The following is an 18021-nucleotide window of genomic DNA, read 5'->3' as shown; positions in this document are numbered from 1 at the left end:
GGTTAGAGCGGTTCGGTGATTCTAACAAACACTGAACCGCGCTTGCGCATTCGCGATGGTGCCCCGTCTTGGGACGGCGAAGCATCAGCCGCGCGGTTTGTCTTGGAGATCGTGTGCCGCGAGCGCGCTCTCGTGCTCGTCATGGGGTTGCTTGTCGCCCGTGCGGACGGAGAACTCGACCAGCACCGGCAGATGGTCGGAGCCGGTATCCTCCAGCCGCGTCGAAGACAGAATGGTCAGCCCGCCCTTGCTGAACACCTGGTCGATCGGCAGGCCTGCATAGCGGCGCAGGAAATCGGGCAGTGTCCGGTGAATCCAGGTCGGGCCGGCTGAAGGCATGAGTATCAGCCCGCCGAGAGCCGCGACCCGCCGCACCGCGGCACTCCAAGGCACGGCGTTGCAATCCCCGGCCAGGATCGCTGTCTCGCCGAGCGCGGCCAGTGGCTGCGCCAGTTCGCCGATCTGCCAGTATTGCTCCTTCGGCCAGGGCCATGTCAAATGGATCGCGGCGACATCGACATCGCTCCCGCCAAAGTCGATAGTGGCGGTCGCCATCGCGCCGCGCGGCTCGCAACGCGGCGCGGTGTCGGCGACAAACGGCCGGCGCGACAGCAGCGCCACGCCGAACATGCGGTTCGGGTAAGGGCAGAGGATCCGGTAGGGATAGGCGCTGGCGATGTAGCCAAGCTCGGTCGTCCACATCGCCGACACCTCGTCGAGCGTGATCACGTCCGGATTGGTGCGGCCGATCAGTGAGAGCACTTTCTTCGGCGTTGGATTGTTGAAGCGAAGGTTCATCTGCAGCAGGCTGTAGACGATCTGGTCGGCGGGCTTGGCAACCGCCGGCTGCGGCCACAGCCTTGGCAATGCGCTTGCCGTCGTGGCCAGGCAGGCGACGGCGAAGAGCAGTGCCGCGGCCGCCTGCAGCCGGTAGGAACTCGCAAGCAGTGGCAGCGCCAAAAGCACCATCAGCACGCTGAGGTGAATGCGAAAATGCGAAAAGGAATCGAAAGCGGGATGCAACGCGCCGAAAAACCCGGCCAACAAAGCGGCCGACAATGCCGTCATTGCCAGGAATGCCAGCCCAGCCATCATGTTCAAGCGCGCGCCTGTCATCATTGGGTCGTGTCTGCCGAATGCCGCCTGACGATCCGTTCGATTGCTTATCGGCCAAATTGCGGCCGAGCAAGACGACGAATTGCCTCGCCGAGCCTTCAAGCGACCGCCTACTGGAATGCTGTCTCCGAAAAGCTCCGGAGCTTGCGCGAATGCAGCCGCTCCATCGGCATCTCGGCCAGCTTTTCCATCGCCCTGATGCCGATGGTCAGGTGTTGCGCCACCTGACGCTTGTAGAACTCTGTCGCCATACCAGGCAATTTCAACTCGCCATGCAGCGGCTTGTCGGAAACGCACAGCAGCGTGCCGTAGGGGACGCGGAAGCGGAAGCCATTGGCGGCGATCGTCGCCGATTCCATATCGAGGGCGATAGCGCGCGACTGCGACAGGCGCTGCACGGGTCCGCGCTGGTCGCGCAGTTCCCAGTTGCGGTTGTCGATGGTGGCGACGGTGCCAGTGCGCATGATGCGCTTCAGATCATAGCCCGACAGGCCGGTAACCTCGGCTACTGCTTCCTGTAGCGCAACCTGGATCTCGGCCAACGGCGGGATCGGCACCCACACCGGCAGATCGTCGTCCAGCACGTGGTCTTCGCGCACATAGGCATGCGCGAGCACATAATCGCCCAGCGCCTGGGTGTTGCGCAGCCCGGCGCAGTGACCAAGCATCACCCAGGCATGTGGCCGAAGCACCGCGATATGGTCGGTGATGGTCTTGGCGTTGGAAGGACCCACGCCGATATTGACCATGGTGATGCCACCATGGTTCGGCTTCTTCAGATGGTAGGCCGGCATCTGCGGCAGGCGCTGTGGCGCTACGCCTTCACTGGGAGCGCTCTGCCCGGACCGGGTGATGACGTTGCCAGGTTCGACAAATTCCGTGTAGCCTTCACCACCGTTTTCCATCAGGGCGCGGGCGCGGGCGACGAACTCGTCGATATAGAACTGATAGTTGGTGAACAGCACGAAATTCTGGAAATGCTGCGGGCTGGTTGCGGTGTAGTGCGTCATGCGGTGCAGTGAATAGTCGATGCGCTGCGCCGTGAACGGCGCCAGCGGCCGGGGCTCGCCGAAGGCGACCTCGAACGTACCGTTGGCGATCTGATCGTCGGTGCCGTCGAGATCCGGCACGTCGAACAGGTCGCGGATCGGCCGCTTGATACGTTCGGCATCAGCGCCGTCGACATAGGTGCCTTCCAGGAAAGCGAAATGCAGCGGGATCGGCGTGGTCGATTCCGAGACGGTCACCGACACGCCGTGATTGCGCATGATCAGCCGAAGCTGCTCGATGAGGTAGGTCTCGAACAGGTCCGGCTGGGTAACCGTGGTAGCGAAATGACCGGGCGTCGGCATGTGGCCATAGGCCTGGCGAGAGTCGACCTGGGTGAACGAACTCGTGGTGACGCCAATCTCGGGGTAGAAGGCCCGGTAGCGCTTGCTGCTGTCGCCGCCGGCGGCAAGGGCCGCGAAGGAATCGCGCAGGAACTTGGTGTTGCGGTCGTAGAGCACCTGCAGCGCGGCAACGGCCTTTTCGGCGTTGTCGAAGCTCTGCCGGCCAAAAGGCTCGGGCATGACGACAGATTCGATGGCTTGGGGATAGATTCGCTTTTCCATGGCCCAATATAGAGACTTGGGCGGCCGGTTGGGAGGGGTGTCGCCGCCGAAGGCGCCCAAAGCGCCCCTTTTTTCTTCAACCCCGCTGCAGGCTGACCAGCAGAACGAACCCGACGCCAGACTTTCTGAGCGCCGGTGCCTCGATCGTCGAGCCGGCATCGGCGCGCATCATCGGCACCGCCAGGACCGGGGCGGCCAGAACGATCAGGATAAGCGCCGCCCGCGGCAGGAGCCGGAGGGTCTTGAGAGTGTTGGCGGCGATGCGGTTCATGATGTCTGTGCTTTTCTTTTCGAGGTCCGGGCTATTTGGTTTCAGTGGCGAAGGTTGGTCGGGCAGGCGAGATGGCAGAGCCTGGTGGCTTCGTCCCAGGAGCGGGGGGAACGGCCCGCTTCAGCGACGAGGATGGCGAAGAACATCCCAAACAGGCTCATCAGCAGGCAGACGATGGTGAAACGGCGAGCAAGCATTGGGTCCGTGTCTCCTTCAACACGCATGAGAATGCCCTGACGCCGCTGAACCGGCTCTGATGCCGGCGTTCATCTGCGGTTCAAATTGATTGACGCGACGTTGGCTGGGTCACCGGCCCCGGACGGCGATCGGGTGCCACAGTCAGCGCATCGGTAAAACGAAAACGGGGCCCGCCGGGCCCCGTTTTGAGATCACTGGGAAATGGTCGATCAGAGCTTATGCCAGGTCTGGCTCTTGCAGATCAGTCCGCCGAGCACGCAGCCGCTCATCTTGAGCGAGGCGCCCGACAATGTCGCCTTGCCCGAATAGGTCTTGTCGTTTGCCGGGTCGGTGATGTTGCCGGTATATTTGTTGTCGCCGGCCGCCTTGAGCGAGCCGATGGTCTTGCCGGCATATTTGCCGGACTTGAGCGTGATGGAAAATGAACCGCCGCCTGAAATGGCCGCCGTGTCGCCTGCCTGCGTTTTCCAGTTGCCCTCTATCGGATCCGCCCACGCCGCGCCGCTCAGGATCAAAGTGGCCGCCAGGGCCAGGCTCACTTTTCGAAACATGTCTTCCTCCCTTTGGATAGCCGGCCGGATGCTCCGCCTCGCCGGTCTGCCGCTTACGCAAACGTAAGCTAATCCAGCTTCCGTCAAAACAAAAGCGGTGCCGCCACGGAAGACTTTGGCATTTTGAAAGCGCCTGAATTCGCTCTGTCGGCGCGGAAATGAGAACGATCGGCTCGTCGCGTTTGTTTCCCGTGGTTAGCGGAGTGTTGATTGTGGCCGTGAAAATTTTCGTCAAATTTGGCGAAAACCAGCCGAATTGCTGGCTCCGTATCCTTAACGAATTTCTGTGTTTACCTCTTGTTTTAGCTTTGTTTTCCTCAAATTAAGCACGCCATTTAACGACGGATTCAAGCCTGCGCGGCATTCTCGAAAGCATCGAAAGAGCGGCCCGGACAAGACAACGGAGGCAGCTCTCGGGAGCCAGACAGGGGACTAAAATGGCACGTTTTGAAATGCTTGAAGCAGGCTTCGGCGCCATGGGGGCAACTGCCCAGGCCGACATTCTTTTCGAACTGGGCATGATGTATGCGACCGGCCGCGATTGCGAGACCGACGTCGTTGCCGCCCACAAATGGTTCAACATCGCCGCCATCAAGGGTTCGGCCCGCGCCGCCGAGCTGCGCTCGGAACTCTCGGCGGCCATGTCGAAGGTCGAGATCGCCAAGGCGCTGCGCGAAGCCCGCGAATGGATGACTATGCACTGAGTTCCGCCAGACGGGAACGCTCCGGCCAAGACCGCTGAAAGACGGTCGGGCCAACAGGGATAGGCTGCGCAGACAGCCAGGCCACAGGCCAACAACAAAAAGGATGCGGCAGGCCGACAGGTCCAAGTCGCGCGACGGACCATGATCCCGAAAAGTGGAATCGGGGCTTCGGCAAGATCATGGCCAACAGGAAGACAGGGAAGGTGGGTTGGGTTCACAGCGCGGGGGCGCCGGGGAAACGGCCTGACAGGCAAAAAAAGCCACGACCAGCCGGAACAAGGCTGGCGTGGCTTTTTTGCTTGGATGAGGCCAGGCAGGCCCAATCGAGTGGCGCCAATGCGCCTAGACAGGTCCGATGAAGGATGAAATTGTCCCGCCTCTCTGGAAGAAGCGCGGCCGGGGCGGCCGCGCGTGAGTGGAGGAGTTCTATTGTCATGAAAAAAATGAGCATTTTGAGCGCGGCCATTTTCGGCCTAATGATGAGCGCGCCGGTCGCATTCGCCGACGACATCACCGTCTCGGTGGTCGGCCCGATGACCGGACAGCTCGCGACCATCGGCGACCAGTTCAAGCAGGGCGCACAGGCCGCCGCCGATGCCATCAACGCCGCGGGCGGCGTCAACGGCTCGATGATCAAGCTCGATATCGAGGACGACCAGTGCGATCCAAAGCAGGCCGTGTCGGTCGCCAACCGCATCGTTGCCAACGGCGTCAAGTTCATCGACGGTCATGCCTGCTCGGGGTCGAGCATCCCGGCCTCGGCGGTCTACGCCGAAGCCGGTGCGCTGATGATGAGCCCGGCGTCCTCGAACCCGGTGCTGACCGATGCCGCGGCCAAGGCCGGCTGGCCGACCATCATGCGTCTCTATACGCGTGACGACGCGCAGGGCGCCTTCATCGGCCCCTGGATCGCCAAGAAGTATGCCGGCAAGAAAGTCGTCATCCTGCACGACAAGAGCGCCTACGGTCAGGGCGTGGCTGACGCCGTCAGGGCAACCATGAATACTGGTGGCCTCAAGGAAGTCTACTATGACGCCATCAACCCCGGCGAGAAGGACTATTCGGCGCTAGTCACCAAGCTGAAGGATCTCAAGGCCGATGTCGTCTATTTCGGCGGCTACCATCCTGAGGCCGGCCTGATCCTGCGTCAGTCGGCGGAGCAGAACCTGAAGTTCCAGCTGATCATGCCGGATTCGATCGCCTCGCCGGAGTTCTGGCAGGTTGCCGGCCCGGCCGGCGAGGGCACCATGTTCGTGTTCCCGTCGGATCCGCAGGCAAAGCCGGAAGCCAAGGCGGCCGTCGAGAAGATTAAGGCGGGCGGCTTCGTGCCGGAAGGCTTCACGCTGTTCTCCTACGCCGTGGTCCAGGCTTTCGCCGAAGGCATCAAGCGTGCCGGCGGCGACGATCCGGCCAAGGTTGCCGAAGCGTTGAAGAACGGCACGCCGATCAGCACCGTTGTCGGCGACGTCACCTTCGACGAGAAGGGCGACCTCAAGAATGCCAGCTACGACATCAACCAGTGGCACGACGGCAAGTACGCGCCGATCGCGCAGTAGTCGCTCTGATAGCCCAGGAAATGGCCGGGTTCGTCCCGGCCATTTCTGTTTGCGGCCCGCGATGCGCTCCGGCTATCAGCGGGTGGCTGAGTTCGACGCGCTCTGTTCCTCGACGAACCGCACCAGCACCGTCCCGTCAGTGACCTGCGCCCCTTCCCCGGCGATCTCGGCGATCACGCCATCATGCGGGGCGGCGATGGTGTGCTCCATCTTCATCGCTTCGAGGATCAGCAGAATTTGCCCCTTGATCACAGCGTCGCCTTTCGCCACGCGCACAAGCTTGACGAGACCCGGCATCGGCGCGCGCAGGCTGCCGGAGGCGGCAGCTGCTTCATCGCTCCTGGCCAGGGGATCCGGCACGGTGAAAGCATATCCGGCAGCGCCTTCGAACACCGTGATGTGGCCGGGCCAGCGGGCGAGGCGGGGAACGGCGCGAAGATCATGCGAATTGGTGCTGTCGTAAGGCGCATCGAGCGCCACCTGAAAGCGTCCGTCCGGCCGCATTGAAACCTTTCCCTGAATTTGCTCGTCGCCGAACTTCAGCCGCATGCGCCGCACCACGCCGTGGAAATGCGCATAGCCGGCAAGCGACGACCACGGGTCGTCCGACGACGGCAATGCTCCGGCACCCGAGGCCGCCAGGACGGCGGCCGAGATGATTTCGCCGGTCGGCGGCGCGACCGCCGTCAGCGCTTCCTGGTGTCGGCCGATCAGGCCGGTATCGACGTCGCCGGCTGCAAAATCCGGATCGGCCGCAAGAGCGGCAAGAAAAGCGGTGTTGACGGTGGAGCCGGCAATCTCGGTTTGCGCGAGCGCTGTGCGGAGCGCTTCCAGCGCCGCCTGTCTGTCCCCGGCATGGACGACCAGCTTCGCGATCATGGGGTCGTAATAGGGCGAGATGGCATCGCCAGCCCGCACGCCGGTTTCAATGCGCATCGCGGCTCCTTCTGGGGCAACGCCCGGGAATTTCAGGTGGTGCAGCGTGCCCGTCGCCGGCAGAAAGCCCTTGGCCGCGTCCTCGGCATAGAGGCGCGCCTCGAAAGCATGACCGGAAAGCGCGATCTCGCTTTGTGTCTTCGGCAGTTTTTCGCCGCTGGCGACCCGCAACTGCCACTCGACCAGATCGGTGCCGGTGACCATCTCGGTGACTGGATGCTCGACCTGCAGGCGGGTGTTCATTTCCATGAACCAGAAGCGGTCGGCCTTGAGGCCTTGCGAGGCGTCGACGATGAACTCGATGGTGCCGGCGCCGGAATAGTTGATTGCCTTGGCCGCCTTCACCGCCGCTTCCGTCATCGCCTTGCGCAAAGCCGGCGTCATGCCGGGGGCGGGGGCCTCCTCGATCACCTTCTGGTGGCGGCGTTGCGCCGAGCAGTCGCGTTCGTAGAGATGCACCGCGTCGCCGAAATTGTCGCCGAACACCTGCACTTCGATATGCCGTGGCTTGTCGACATATTTTTCGACCAGCACACGGTCGTCGCCGAAGGCGGCCTTGGCCTCGCGCCGGGCGCTGGACAGCGCCTCGGAAAAGTCATCGGGATGCTCGACGCGCCGCATACCCTTGCCGCCGCCGCCGGCACGCGCCTTGATCAGCACGGGATAGCCGATCTCGCGGGCCTTTGAGGCCAGCAGCACGATTTCCTGCGCCTCGCCATGATAACCCGGAACGACCGGAACGCCGGCCTTCTCCATCAGCCGCTTGGCGGCGTCCTTCAGCCCCATGGCGCGGATCGAGGCCGCCGACGGGCCGATGAAAATGAGGCCGGCAGTCACCACCTGGTCGACGAAATCGGGGTTTTCCGACAGGAATCCGTAACCGGGATGGATGGCCTGCGCGCCCGTTGCAAGAGCCGCCGCAACGATCCTGTCACCGCGCAGATAACTCTCGCCGACGGGCGAGGGGCCGATATGGACCGCCTCGTCGGCCATCTCGACATGCAGGGATCTCGCATCGGCATCCGAATAGACTGCGACGGTGTGCACGCCGAGCTTGCGCGCTGTGCGGATGACACGGCAAGCGATCTCGCCCCGATTGGCGATCAGGATTTTCGTGAACATGGAGCCTCCCGGATTAGGGTCGGGCGGCGCCATTCCGGCAGGCACCTGAAATTCATTCTTCACCCAATGTTGCAAGAATACGTCGGTATAATTCCGCCATGGCTTCGTCGAAGCAGCAGAAAACGACAGTTTCGGGAAGTGCGTTCTGCTTGATGAAGTCATTGACCTCAGTAGCGGCGACATTGGTCGCTTCATCTTTCGGATAGTGGTACACACCGGTCGAAATGGCCGGGAATGCCACCGAGCGGCAGTCATTGGCGACTGCTAGTTCAAGCGAACGCCGGTAACAGGAGGCCAGCAATTCGGCTTCGCCCTTGCCGCCGCCCTGCCAGACGGGCCCGACAGTATGGATGATGTGTCGAGCCGGCAGTTTATAACCCTTGGTGATCTTGGCATCGCCGGTCTTGCAGCCATTGAGCATGCGACATTCGAATTCGAGCTCCGGCCCAGCGGCGCGGTGAATGGCTCCGTCGACCCCGCCGCCACCGAGCAGCGAGGAGTTGGCAGCATTAACGATGGCATCGACCGCCAGCTTGGTGATGTCGCCGGTGTGAACGCTGATCCGGTCGCCCATGGCGCTCATCATCACATCCTGAACACGCCGAAGCGTGTCTCCTCGATCTCGGCGTTGAGCGCGGCCGACAGGCTGAGCGCCAGCACCTCGCGTGTCCTGGCCGGATCGATGATGCCGTCATCCCAGAGCCTTGCCGAGGAATAGAGCGGATGGCCTTCATGCTCGTATTTCATCAGGATCGGCTTCTTGAATTTCGCCTCCTCCTCGGCGCTCCATTCCCCGCCCTTGCGCTCGATGCCCTCGCGCTTGACCATGGCGAGTACGGTTGCCGCCTGCTCGCCGCCCATCACCGAGATGCGGGCGTTGGGCCACATCCACAGGAAGCGAGGTGAGTAGGCGCGGCCGCACATGCCGTAATTGCCGGCCCCGAACGAACCGCCGATGATGACGGTCACCTTGGGCACCCTGGCTGTCGCCACCGCCATCACCAGCTTGGCGCCGTCCTTGGCGATGCCGCCGGCCTCGTATTTCCTGCCGACCATGAAGCCGGTGATGTTCTGCAGGAAGACCAGCGGGATCTTGCGCTGGCAGCACAATTCGATGAAGTGCGCGCCTTTCAGCGCGCTCTCGGAAAACAGCACGCCATTGTTGGCGATGATGCCGACCGGCATGCCGTGGAGATGGGCAAAGCCGGTGATCAGCGTCGTGCCGTAGTTCTGCTTGAACTCATCGAATTCGGAGCCGTCGACAACGCGCGCGATCACTTCGCGCGCGTCATAGGGTTGGCGCAGATCGGTCGGGACGATGCCGTAGAGCTCATCTGCCGGATGAAGCGGCGGATGAGCTTTCTGTAAGTTCAGGCTTACAGCCTTGTTCCGATTCAGGTTCTTGATGATGCGCCGGCAAATGGCGAGCGCGTGTTCGTCGTCCAGCGCGTAGTGATCGGCGACACCGGAAAGCCTGGTGTGAACATCCGCGCCGCCCAACTCTTCGGCGCTGACGTCCTCGCCGGTGGCCGCCTTCACCAGCGGCGGTCCGCCGAGGAAGATGGTCGCCTGGTTGTGCACCATGATCGTCTCATCCGACATCGCCGGCACATAGGCGCCGCCAGCCGTGCAGGAACCCATGACGCAGGCGATCTGCGGGATGCCGGCAGCCGACATGTTGGCCTGGTTGTAAAAGATGCGGCCGAAATGCTCGCGGTCGGGAAAGACTTCGTCCTGGTTGGGCAGATTGGCGCCGCCGCTGTCGACCAGATAGACGCAAGGCAGGTTGTTCTGCAGCGCGATCTCCTGCGCGCGCAGATGCTTTTTCACCGTCAGCGGATAATAGGTGCCCCCCTTCACCGTGGCGTCGTTGACGACGACCATCACCTCTGTGCCCTCGACACGGCCGATGCCGGCGATCAGGCCGGCCGACGAAATCTCCTCGCCATACATGGACCACGCCGCGAACTGGCCGATCTCGAGGAAGGGCGAGCCGGTGTCGAGCAATTGCGCCAGGCGTTCGCGCGGCAGCAGCTTGCCACGACCGATATGGCGCTCGCGCGCCTCGTCCGAGCCGCCGCGCTCGACGGCCGCGGCCTTTTCAGCGATGTCGGCAACCAGCGCCCGCATGCGCTCGGCATTGGCGCGGAAGGTTTCGGAGGAGGGCGAAATCTGGGTCTGGAGGACAGCCACGCTACACCCCCTCCGCCATGATCTCGCGGCCGATCAGCCAGCGGCGGATTTCGCTGGTGCCGGCGCCGATCTCGTACAGCTTGGCGTCGCGCAAAAGCCGGCCGGTCGGATAGTCGTTGATATAGCCGTTGCCACCAAGCAGTTGGATGGCGTCGAGCGCCATCTGCGTCGCTCTCTCGGCGGCAAACAGCACGCAGCCGGCGGCATCCTTGCGGGTGGTCTGGCCGCGGTCGCAAGCGGCGGCGACGGCGTAGACGTAGGCGCGCGCGGCATTCAGCGCCGTATACATGTCGGCAAGCTTGCCTTGTACCAGTTGGAATTCCCCAATCGGCTGCCCGAACTGCTTGCGCTCGTGAACATAGGGGATCGCCACGTCGAGGCACGCCGCCATCAAGCCGATCGGGCCGCCGGCAAGCACGGTGCGTTCATAGTCGAGGCCAGACATCAGCACCTCGACGCCGCGTCCTTCCTCGTGCAGCACATTGTCGAACGGCACCTCGACATCCGAGAAAACCAGTTCGCCGGTGTTGGATCCCCGCATGCCGAGCTTGTCGAGTTTCTGCGCCACCGAAAATCCCGGCATCGCCTTTTCGACGATGAAGGCGGTGATGCCGCGCGATTCCCTTTCCGGGTCGGTCTTGGTGTAGACAACCAGCGTTTCGGCGTCCGGGCCGTTGGTGATCCACATCTTGGTGCCGTTGAGCACATAGCGGTCATTGCGCTTTTCGGCGCGCAATTTGAGCGACACCACGTCGGAGCCGGCGCCGGGCTCCGACATGGCGAGCGCGCCGACGTGCTCGCCCGAACACAGCGGCGGGAGGTATTTTTCCTTCTGTGCCGGCGTTGCCCAGCGGTTGATCTGGTTGACGCAGAGATTGGAGTGGGCGCCATAGGAGAGGCCGACCGATGCCGAGGCCCGCGAAATTTCCTCGACCGCGATCACATGGGCGAGATAGCCCATGCCGCTGCCGCCGAAATCGGGATCGGCGGTTATGCCGAGCAGGCCGAGCGCGCCGAGTTCTCGCCACAGATGCGCCGGGAATTCGTTCTCCCGGTCGATGTCGGCGGCGATCGGCGCGATCCTGTCCTGCGCGAAGCGCCGGACAAGGTCGCGCAGGGCCTCGACGTCCTCGTCATGTCCGAAGCTGAGCGTGTTCGTGTACATGCCGTTCCTCCTGCCGCATGCCCCCCCGAAAATCGACTTCGACTTTCGGCAAGGATCATGCGCGAAATTAAAGTGCTACAGCATACTTTGCGCATCCGAAGGGACGCGCGGCGCTGTAGTATCGGTAGCCATCCTCGCGCCGACCAGGCGCATTGTCATCGAAAGGTATGTCTCGGTGACCTCGGCGATGGACAATCGCTCGCCGGGCCGGAACCAGACAATGACGCCGGTCATCATCTGGATCAGCGCCATGGCTGTCAGGCCGGTATCCTCGATGCTGAAAATACCAGCCTCTGCGCCATCGCGCAGGATCGAACGCAGTTCCTTTTCGTAGGCCGTGCGCATGCGCAGGATCTGTGTCAGTCTGTCGGGCGACAGGCTGCGCAATTCCATGTTCGACACATGCGTGGCGTGGCGGCGCCCGATATGAAAGGCGATGTGGTTGCGCACGTAGGCGGCAAGCTGCCGCGCCGGATCCGCGCCGGCCGGCCTGGAGTGCTCCCACGCTTCGCGAAGCCCTTGCATATGGTCGCGCATCAGCGTGAACAGCAGGTCTTCCTTGGTCGGGAAATAGCGGTAGAGCGCGGCTGCCTGCACGCCGACCTCGGCGGCCAATTGGCGCATCGACATTGCCTCATAGCCACAGCGCGCAATCAGGTTGACCGCCGCCTCGCGGACTGCCGCTTCGGTTCGCTCGCCGTCTGATCCTGTGGTGCGTGCCACCATCGCCTCGTTGACGGCAATAATAAAACGAACGTTCAATTAATTCAAGGGCGGAGAAATCCGTCTACGTCATGATGCTGAAATCTCCAGGCGGGGTCCAGGTCTCCAACTCGTCCAGATCGATCCGTGAGACCGCGGCGCCGGGCGGGCCTTGCCGAAGCCGTTCGATCATGGCCGCGACAGCCGTGTCGGCGCCGGTAAGCCATGCCGTAACCGAGCCGTCTCTTTCGTTGCGCACCCAGCCCAGCAGCTCGAGCCTTGTCGCTTCGCCTCGCGCCCAGATCCTGTAGCCGACGCCTTGGACCTTCCCATATACGCGCGCCTGCACTGCCCTTTTCCGGTCACTCATGGCTCGCTCCCTTGCATAGAGTCTGGCGCAGCGCCGAACGAAGGCAACTGGCTTGAGGTCTATCCAGTCGAGAACCTGGATTCTTTGCGGAAAATGGATGACTAGATCTAGTAAATAGTTGACTAAGTCAATTTGATAGCGATCATCTCTGTGGCCTGGTAATTTAACGGGAGGCAGCTGGCATGTGCGATCGGAATGGCTTGGTCCGCGATATCCGCCACTTCACCGGTTCTATACCGGCCTGATCGGGTTGCTCGCCGAGACGTTGATGCACAGCGCCTATACCCTGACCGAGGCGCGGGTGCTGTTCGAGCTCGGCCACCGCCCTCGCCATAGCGCCACCAATCCCGACGGCAAGACAGGTTTTCTGGCGCGAGCGTTTCGGCTCGATGTCGAACCGGTGGCCTCCGCGGTCGCCCGGGACCTCCAGGTGGATCCTGCCTATGTCGCGAGAATCCTTCGCAAATTCTCTGCCGTCGGCCTGACTGAAATGTGCACCGGTCCCGCGCCCCTGCGGCCGCGCGTCCTATCGCTCACCGCGCGCGGCCAGACCGCGCTTGCAGCCCTTCATGCGGCCACGGATCGTGATCTTGCCCGCCTGACCGCGGGGCTGAATGACAGGGAAGCCGCGGAGTTGTCTGATGTGCTGACGCGTGTCAGGCATCTGCTCGGCGCAGCAATGCCTCCCGAGCGCCGTGAAGCGCCCTAGTTTCCGCGCACCGCTGCCAATGCGCCGGGCAATTCCTCGGCGAAGATATCCAGTTCGTGGTCGAGACCGACACTGACGCGGATGCAGCGGTCGAGCCCTGGCGCCATCGGCTTGCGGATGAAGACGTCGCGCGACAACAATCCCTGCAGCACTTTCAGAGCGAAAGCGCCGTCATGGCCGCAATCGATGGTGACGAAATTGGTCGCCGAGGTGAGCGGCTTCAACCCATTCTGTTCGGCAATATCAGCGATGCGCCGCCGTCCGGCGGCCACCCGGGCCACCACCGTCTCGAGATAGGCCTGATCGGCGAGCGCCTCGACGCCGGCGATCTGCGCCATGCGGCTGACGCCGTAGTGGTTGCGGATCTTCTCGAAGTCGCTGATCACTTGCGTCTCGGCCAACGCATAGCCGCACCGTATGCCGGCAAGTCCGTAGGCCTTCGAAAAGGTTCGCATGCGGATGACGTTTGGCCGCGAGATGTCGATCGGCGGCAGGGCCGAGGCCGGTCCCAGTTCGCCATAGGCCTCGTCGAGCACCAGCATGGTGGTTTCCGGCAAGGCTTGTATGAAGCCGGTGACCTCGTCCGCTTCCCACCAGCTGCCCATCGGATTGTCCGGGTTGGACAGATAGACCAGCGGCGCTTTCTCCCTGATGACCGCCGCAAGCAGACCGTCCAGGCTTTCGCGATCGTTCTCGTAAGGGACGGTCACCAGCCGGCCGCCGACACCGGCAATGTGGAAGTTGAAGGTCGGATAGGCACCGAGCGAGGTGACCACGGCATCGCCAGGCGCCACATACATGCGCGCCACCAGGCTGAGCAGGCCGTCGATGCCTTCGCCGACAACGACGTTCTCGACCGCCACATTGTGATGAGCGGCCGCCGCGACTTTCAAATCGTAATTGTCCGGGTCACAATACATCCACTGGTCGCGCGCGACACTCTCCATGCGGGCGATGACGCGCGGCGAGGGGCCAAAGCTGCTTTCATTGGCACCGATGCGGGCACGGAAAGCGCGCCCGCGCTCACGTTCCTGCGCTTCGGGGCCGACAAATGGCACCGTCGACGGGAGTGCGGCGATGAGCGGCGAGAGGGCAGGGCGCGTTGGCATGTCGAAAGCTCGCTTGGAAGGAGCCTTCTTGCTAGCGTGACCGGATGGTTGGCGCAAGGTCGCCACGTCCGCACCGCGACACTGGATTCCTTCGCTCTTTTTTGATAGCGAGGCTCCATGAACAATCGTCTCCCGCCCGCCTGGTCCAAACACGTCAAGCCTGGCCCCGCGCCGAAGCCAAGATCGCCACAAGCCAATCCGCAGACGGCGAATTCGCTTTCACGTGCGCAGGCCGACGAGGCGCTGCTGAAACAGGCATATGCCCTTCAGCAAGCCAAACGCCTCAACGAGGCTCAGGACCTGTGCCTTCAAGTCCTGTCGCGCACGCCAAACCACCCCCTCGCTCTTTATATCCTGGGGACCATCTGTCTGGGCTACGAGGATGAGGCGGCCTTACGATATTTCGCGCGCGCGGTCGGCGAGGAGCCTAACAACCCTTACTACCATCTTGGCCTGGCCTCGGCTTATGTGAAGGTGAGCGAATATTCGCCAGCAATCAAACATATACAGCATGCTTTGGAATTGCAGCCAGACCTTATCGAGGCACTTGGCGAATTGGGTGATGCTTATCTTGATTTTGACAAACCCGAAATGGCCTTGCCGTTGTACGAGAAGGCACTGAAAATCAACAGGGATCATCCAAAGGTGCGGGTCGGATTGGCTCGCGCGCTCACCAGTGTGGGACGCATGGATGAAGCCGCCATTTACCTCCATGAGGCAATCGAACGTCGCATCGCGGTGCCGACGGCTTACCACGACCTTGTGCAGACGCAAAAGTTCACCGAAGAACCAAAGGAACTCAAATCCATCCTTGGCGAACTTGGAAATTCGAAGCTTGACGCCGATGGCGCGGAGAAGCTCCATCTGGCGGCAGGCAAGGTGCTCAACGACCTTAAGCGCTATCAGGAGGCGTTCGATCATTTCAAGAAGTCGAAACAGGCCTCGGGCCGCAACTTCAATATCGACCTATATCGTCGCTGGGTCGACGCGCTGATCGAGACTTTCACGCCCGAGATGCTGGCTGCCAGGAGCGACTTTGGCAATCCTTCCGAAGTTCCTGTGTTCGTGGTCGGCATGCCTCGCTCGGGAACGACGCTTACGGAACAGATTTGCGCAAGTCATCCAAGTGTTCATGGCGCGGGCGAACTGATGAAGCTTCGGCGGGTCGCGAATGCGATCGGACTCAGAAAGTCGTCGGCCGGAAGCTTGAATCAGGCAATCGCGTCGATCACAAAAAACCTGTCGGCAACATTGGCGCAAGAGCACCTGGCTTATCTGAGCGAGCGAGCACCTGACGCAGCTCGGATCGTGGATAAAATGCCACACAATTTTGAACTGATCGGGTTGATCGGTCTTCTCTTCCCCAATGCGCGGATCATTCATTGCCGTCGCGACGCCATCGACAATTGCGTCTCTTGCTTTGTCTTGAGATTCGGGGAGGGGCACAGCTACAACACCGATCTGAGGACGCTTGGCCTGTACTACCGCGAATATGACCGGCTGATGCAGCATTGGAACAAGATTTTTCCAGGCTTGATCTTTGAAAATCGGTACGAAACGCTCGTTGACGATCAGGAAGCACAGTCACGCCGGCTCATAGACTATCTTGGGCTGCCTTGGGATGACGCGTGCCTGCGCTTTTTCGACAGGGATGGTTCGGTTAACACGCCCAGCCGCTGGCAGGTGCGTCAACCGATCTACAAATCGTCGGTCAAGCGCTGGAAGAATTATGAGACGGAGATCCAGCCCCTGATCGAGGGGTTGGGCGATCTGGCGGACATTTGAAAGTCAGGAGCACAGCGCCGGATAGCTACCGACAAGGCCGGATTTTGTGGATCCGACTGGCTTTATTTTTGGCAATCGCAGGAAAATTGCTGAACGGTTTTCCGTCCGGAATCGCCTAGAAACAGAGAGTTGGAGCGGGTCGGCAATTCTATCAAACGCTGAACCGCTCTTAATGCATGTCGCCCGGAAGTGTACCCGGTTCCGGGACAACGCCTAAAATCAGAAGCTTACAGCAGGTCGGCGCATCCAGTTCGCCGCGACATGCTGTAGTCTGGCCAGACGCGATGAACAATTGACTGCCGCCCGCATGGTCCAGGAAGCCCAATCGCGCCGCTTGATCGACCATCTGAGTGCCATAGGGCGACGCCCTGCCTGCGATTCTTTGACAAGGGCGGTTCGGTGAACAGGTTCAGCGGTTGGCAGGTTCGACAACCACGTCGTCCGTCAGTCGCTGTAAGAACTTTGGCTGCACACTCCAGCCGCTGATCGATGCCTGGGCGATCTGGCCGGGGCTTGGTCTTCCATCCGGCTCTGCATGCGCTGGGCCCAACCCAGCTTGCGCAGCCTATGGTGGAGTTAGACACGCAGTCCTGGAGCAGACAGAACTGTCAGAGCAGCGCCTATCGGCTTTGTTGGCCCATCTGGCCTCGCAACCTTCAAAAAAGAACAGGCTTAGGCGCGGGCTGCGTTTTGACCAGCCCATGAAAAACCCGGCGGTTGCCCGCCGGGTTTCTATTTCTACAAGTCGAAACTTATTAGAACGAGCGCTGGAAGCGGAGGATACCGCCGACGTTGCTCTTCTTGTCAGCGCCGAACCAACCCTTTGCAAGGTCGTCGCTGCCGACGTTCTGGTAGTCGACTTCGGCCGTGACCGTGAAGCCAGGAACGACGTCATAGGCAATGTTCGCCGCGATGCCGAGGTTCTTCCAGTCGTCATACGAAACCTGGGCGTTGAACGAGGTCTTCTCGTTGAACTTGTAGGTGCCACCGCCCCACACTGCCCAGTTGCCGCCCCACTGCTTGTACATGGCGCGGCCACCAGCGAACCCGGTCGTCGGAGAGTCGCCAATGTTGTCGTCCGACCCATAGCCGCCCATGACCCACAGCGACAGTTCGTTGGTGACGTTGACGTCCAGGCGAACCTTGCCGGAGACTTCTTCGTAGTTGCTGTCATAGGCGATGACGCCGGTGATCGCGCCCCAGCCCTGCGTCCACTTCACGCCGCCGACGACGTGCGGGACATAGCTGTCGATCGAGTAGGCGCCGTAACCTTCTTCGAGCGAGACCACGGCCGAGAAGCCGTTGCCGGCGTCGAAGTAGTACTGGACGACGTTGGTGTCGAAGCCGCCGTAAGGGACAATCGTATCCTGGATGACGTTGCCGGCGTAGCCGATGAACGTATCGAAAGCCGATTCGTCCTTACCGACACGGAGACCACCAAGCTGGATCCAGGCGAAGTTGAGGCTGGTGCCTTTGTTGTGGCCCTGCCAGTTGCCGCTCGGGTTGTAGGTATAGTCGCCGGGGTTGTTGCCGAAATTAAAGCGGGTCTCGGTGTAGGTCTTCAAGGTGCCGAGCTCGGTTTCCTGGCCGGTCCAGGTCTTCAGCGTGAAGCGAGCCTGCTTGTAGTAGGTGTCGTGATTGCCGTCACCCATGTGGTCCGGAACGTTGTTGACGCCATCGTTGGTGCCATGGTCGCCCACGCCGATGTCATAGCGGACATAGCCGCCGATGCGCAGGCAGGTTTCGGTGCCGGGGATGTAGAAGTAGCCAGCGCCATAGACGTCGCAAATCTTGACGTATTCAGCGGGTTCCGGCTCGGCGACGACGACGGCGTCGGCGGCGCGCGCACCGGAAACTGCGATCAGGGCCGCAGCGGAGCCGAGAAGAAGGCTCTTGATGTTCATTTTCTGACCTCCAGTCA

The 18021-nt window shown here is 61.8% G+C and carries 17 protein-coding genes; 4 read left to right on the top strand and 13 right to left on the bottom strand.

Annotation, left to right across the window (positions count from 1 at the left end; genetic code table 11):
• Window positions 1-84 precede the first annotated feature (84 nt).
• The 5 genes from M653_RS0114025 to M653_RS0114005 form a co-directional block, all read right to left on the bottom strand.
• On the bottom strand, window positions 85-1116 hold the full coding sequence (locus tag M653_RS0114025) for an endonuclease/exonuclease/phosphatase family protein (protein WP_027143914.1): 1032 nt from the start codon (window positions 1114-1116) through the stop codon (window positions 85-87).
• A 110-nt stretch (window positions 1117-1226) separates the two neighbouring features.
• Window positions 1227-2687 (bottom strand): AMP nucleosidase, encoded by a 1461-nt coding sequence (locus M653_RS0114020; protein WP_245262136.1) that lies wholly within the window; start codon window positions 2685-2687, stop codon window positions 1227-1229.
• Between the two features lie 118 nt (window positions 2688-2805).
• Window positions 2806-3000, bottom strand: coding sequence for a hypothetical protein (locus M653_RS0114015; RefSeq protein WP_027143912.1), 195 nt, complete (start codon window positions 2998-3000; stop codon window positions 2806-2808).
• A 41-nt stretch (window positions 3001-3041) separates the two neighbouring features.
• Window positions 3042-3197, bottom strand: coding sequence for a hypothetical protein (locus M653_RS1000000137290; protein WP_181169782.1), 156 nt, complete (start codon window positions 3195-3197; stop codon window positions 3042-3044).
• A gap of 210 nt (window positions 3198-3407) precedes the next feature.
• Complete coding sequence (locus M653_RS0114005) at window positions 3408-3749, bottom strand: DUF2147 domain-containing protein (protein ID WP_027143911.1); 342 nt, start codon at window positions 3747-3749, stop codon at window positions 3408-3410.
• A gap of 437 nt (window positions 3750-4186) precedes the next feature.
• Here M653_RS0114005 and M653_RS0114000 point away from each other — a divergent pair, with 437 nt between their 5' ends.
• Both M653_RS0114000 and M653_RS0113995 read left to right on the top strand, forming a co-directional pair.
• Window positions 4187-4453 carry a sel1 repeat family protein gene (locus tag M653_RS0114000; protein ID WP_010915070.1) on the top strand — a complete coding sequence of 89 codons (267 nt, stop codon included), beginning with the start codon at window positions 4187-4189 and terminating at the stop codon, window positions 4451-4453.
• Between the two features lie 434 nt (window positions 4454-4887).
• Entirely contained in the window at window positions 4888-6009 is a 1122-nt protein-coding gene (locus M653_RS0113995) for a branched-chain amino acid ABC transporter substrate-binding protein (protein WP_027143910.1), read from the top strand.
• 75 nt (window positions 6010-6084) lie between these two features.
• Here the strand turns inward: M653_RS0113995 and M653_RS0113990 are convergent, their stop codons facing one another.
• The 6 genes from M653_RS0113990 to M653_RS0113965 all read right to left on the bottom strand — a co-directional run bounded on the left by M653_RS0113990 (window position 6085) and on the right by M653_RS0113965 (window position 12497).
• Window positions 6085-8067 (bottom strand): acetyl/propionyl/methylcrotonyl-CoA carboxylase subunit alpha, encoded by a 1983-nt coding sequence (locus M653_RS0113990; RefSeq protein ID WP_027143909.1) that lies wholly within the window; start codon window positions 8065-8067, stop codon window positions 6085-6087.
• 52 nt (window positions 8068-8119) lie between these two features.
• Entirely contained in the window at window positions 8120-8650 is a 531-nt protein-coding gene (locus M653_RS0113985) for an O-acetyl-ADP-ribose deacetylase (protein WP_027143908.1), read from the bottom strand.
• A 2-nt stretch (window positions 8651-8652) separates the two neighbouring features.
• Window positions 8653-10260, bottom strand: a complete 1608-nt coding sequence (locus M653_RS0113980) for a carboxyl transferase domain-containing protein (RefSeq protein WP_027143907.1) — start codon at window positions 10258-10260, stop codon at window positions 8653-8655.
• 1 nt (window position 10261) lies between these two features.
• On the bottom strand, window positions 10262-11425 hold the full coding sequence (locus M653_RS0113975) for an isovaleryl-CoA dehydrogenase (protein WP_027143906.1): 1164 nt from the start codon (window positions 11423-11425) through the stop codon (window positions 10262-10264).
• A gap of 75 nt (window positions 11426-11500) precedes the next feature.
• Entirely contained in the window at window positions 11501-12148 is a 648-nt protein-coding gene (locus tag M653_RS0113970; protein ID WP_027143905.1) for a TetR/AcrR family transcriptional regulator, read from the bottom strand.
• Between the two features lie 64 nt (window positions 12149-12212).
• Entirely contained in the window at window positions 12213-12497 is a 285-nt protein-coding gene (locus M653_RS0113965; protein ID WP_027143904.1) for an acylphosphatase, read from the bottom strand.
• A 184-nt stretch (window positions 12498-12681) separates the two neighbouring features.
• On the opposite strand from M653_RS0113965, the gene M653_RS1000000134410 reads away from it, so the two are divergent.
• Window positions 12682-13206, top strand: a complete 525-nt coding sequence (locus M653_RS1000000134410; protein ID WP_245262135.1) for a MarR family winged helix-turn-helix transcriptional regulator — start codon at window positions 12682-12684, stop codon at window positions 13204-13206.
• Here the strand turns inward: M653_RS1000000134410 and M653_RS0113955 are convergent.
• A complete protein-coding gene (locus M653_RS0113955; RefSeq protein WP_027143903.1) occupies window positions 13203-14315 on the bottom strand; it encodes a pyridoxal phosphate-dependent aminotransferase in 1113 nt (370 codons plus the stop codon). The genes M653_RS1000000134410 and M653_RS0113955 overlap by 4 nt on opposite strands.
• A 117-nt stretch (window positions 14316-14432) precedes the next feature.
• On the opposite strand from M653_RS0113955, the gene M653_RS0113950 reads away from it, so the two are divergent.
• Window positions 14433-16100: a sulfotransferase gene (locus M653_RS0113950; protein ID WP_027143902.1), complete on the top strand. Its 1668-nt coding sequence runs from the start codon at window positions 14433-14435 to the stop codon at window positions 16098-16100.
• 755 nt (window positions 16101-16855) lie between these two features.
• Here the strand turns inward: M653_RS0113950 and M653_RS0113945 are convergent.
• Window positions 16856-18004 (bottom strand): porin, encoded by a 1149-nt coding sequence (locus M653_RS0113945; RefSeq protein WP_027143901.1) that lies wholly within the window; start codon window positions 18002-18004, stop codon window positions 16856-16858.
• Window positions 18005-18021: the final 17 nt, after the last annotated feature.

Source organism: Mesorhizobium sp. WSM3626 (assembly GCF_000513935.1).
GTDB classification, from domain to species: domain Bacteria; phylum Pseudomonadota; class Alphaproteobacteria; order Rhizobiales; family Rhizobiaceae; genus Mesorhizobium; species Mesorhizobium salmacidum.
The sequence above is the reverse complement of the archived record's forward strand: the minus strand, read 5'-3'. Positions and strand labels throughout refer to the sequence as shown.